Source organism: Paenibacillus aurantiacus, assembly GCF_042431225.1.
GTDB classification, from domain to species: Bacteria; Bacillota; Bacilli; order Paenibacillales; family Paenibacillaceae; genus Paenibacillus_Z; species Paenibacillus_Z aurantiacus.
The window spans coordinates 1-1824 of the sequence record NZ_JBHMDO010000004.1 but is presented as its reverse complement, the minus strand read 5'-3'; the positions used below and the strand labels follow the sequence as shown (position 1 = coordinate 1824).

Here is a 1824-nt window from a genome sequence, read left to right as displayed (position 1 = left end):
CGGCCGTATCAACACGGACACCGAGTTCAACACGCAGAAGCTGCTTGACGGCTCCGCAGGCACGGGTGGTAAAGTTCAAATCCACGTGGGCGCGAACAAAGACCAGAAGATCGAGTTGGATCTGAGCACGGACGGCATCAAGCTGACTACGATTCAAGGTGCTCTTGCAGGTGCCGACATCAGCACGCAAGCAGGCGCTGAGACAGCGATCCAAACGCTGGACGACAACATCGCGAAAATTTCCTCCGGCCGTTCGAAGCTGGGCGCACTGCAAAACCGTCTGGAACACTCCATCGCGAACGTGGACAACGCAGCCGAGAACCTGACGGCAGCAGAATCCCGCGTACGTGACGTGGACATGGCGAAAGAAATGATGAACCAAACGAAGAACAACATCCTTGCACAAGCCGCTCAAGCGATGCTGGCGCAAGCGAACCAACAGCCGCAAGGCGTTCTGCAGCTGCTCCGTTAATTTGTGAGTAAGGTGAAAGCACTAAGCTAGAGAATAATGGAAACTAGATTGCTATAATCATTTCTCTCAAAAGGTCGATATAAATATCAGCAAGGGAAGGCATCTTCTACGACCCTGGCTAACATCCAATAAAGCCCGCAAGGAAGCGGGCTTTCAAATTCAAGGAGGAAACACATCATGATTATCAACCACAACATTGCAGCACTGAACACGCACCGTCAGCTGTCGGTCAACACGGCGAATACGAACAAATCGATCGAGAAGCTCTCTTCGGGTCTTCGCATCAACCGTGCGGGCGACGACGCGGCAGGTCTGTCCATCTCCGAGAAAATGCGCGGTCAGATCCGCGGTCTGGAGCAATCCTCCCGCAACGCGCAAGACGGCATCTCCCTGATCCAAACGGCTGAAGGCTCACTGAACGAAGTACACGCGATTACGCAGCGTATGCGCGAGCTGGCTGTTCAATCGGCGAACGACACGAACGTAACGGCTGACCGTACGTCCCTGAAAGACGAGTACGATGCACTGGCAACCGAGATCGGCCGTATCAACACGGACACTGAGTTCAACACGCAGAAGCTGCTTGACGGCTCCGCAGGTACGGGTGGTAAAGTTCAAATCCACGTGGGCGCGAACAAAGACCAGAAGATCGAACTGGACCTGAGCACGGACGGCATTAAGCTCGACGGTATCCAAACGGCTCTTGCAGCAGCCGACATCAGCACGCAAGCAGGCGCTGAGACAGCGATCCAAACGCTGGACGACAACATCGCGAAAATTTCCTCCGGCCGTTCGAAGCTGGGCGCACTGCAAAACCGTCTGGAGCACTCCATCGCGAACGTGGATAACGCAGCTGAGAACCTGACGGCAGCAGAATCCCGCGTACGTGACGTAGACATGGCGAAAGAAATGATGAACCAAACGAAGAACAACATCCTTGCACAAGCCGCTCAAGCGATGCTGGCGCAAGCGAACCAACAGCCGCAAGGCGTTCTGCAGCTGCTCCGTTAATTCGTCCTCTCGTTATCTAGGTCGGTTTGATTTTATTACCCCGATTATCGAGAACCTGCGTCTATCTAAGACGCGGGTTCTTTTTCGTTATGGCTATAGTAGCTGGTGTTTTGCTTGTCTTGGCCGTAGTTCTGGGAAAATTTGATCGTCTCTCAACTATAAACGAATCTCTCAGATGTCCGATATATATAATAAGCAAGGGCGCGAGACACTCGGCACTCTAGCTGACATCCAACAAGGTCCGCAAGGAAGCGGGCTTTCAACTTCCAAGGAGGAAACACATCATGATTATCAACCACAATATTGCAGCACTGAACACGCACCGTCAGCTGTCGGTCAAC

2 protein-coding genes are annotated in these 1824 nt (G+C 53.0%); both read left to right on the top strand.

The genetic code is table 11. The annotated features are described in order from the left end of the window. Window positions 1-472, top strand: a 472-nt coding sequence (locus ACFFSY_RS03045) for a flagellin (RefSeq protein ID WP_377489716.1), incomplete at its 5' end; no start/stop codon positions are given. Window positions 473-649: 177 nt separating this feature from the next. Then, complete coding sequence (locus ACFFSY_RS03040; RefSeq protein ID WP_377489713.1) at window positions 650-1483, top strand: flagellin N-terminal helical domain-containing protein; 834 nt, start codon at window positions 650-652, stop codon at window positions 1481-1483. Window positions 1484-1824: the final 341 nt, after the last annotated feature.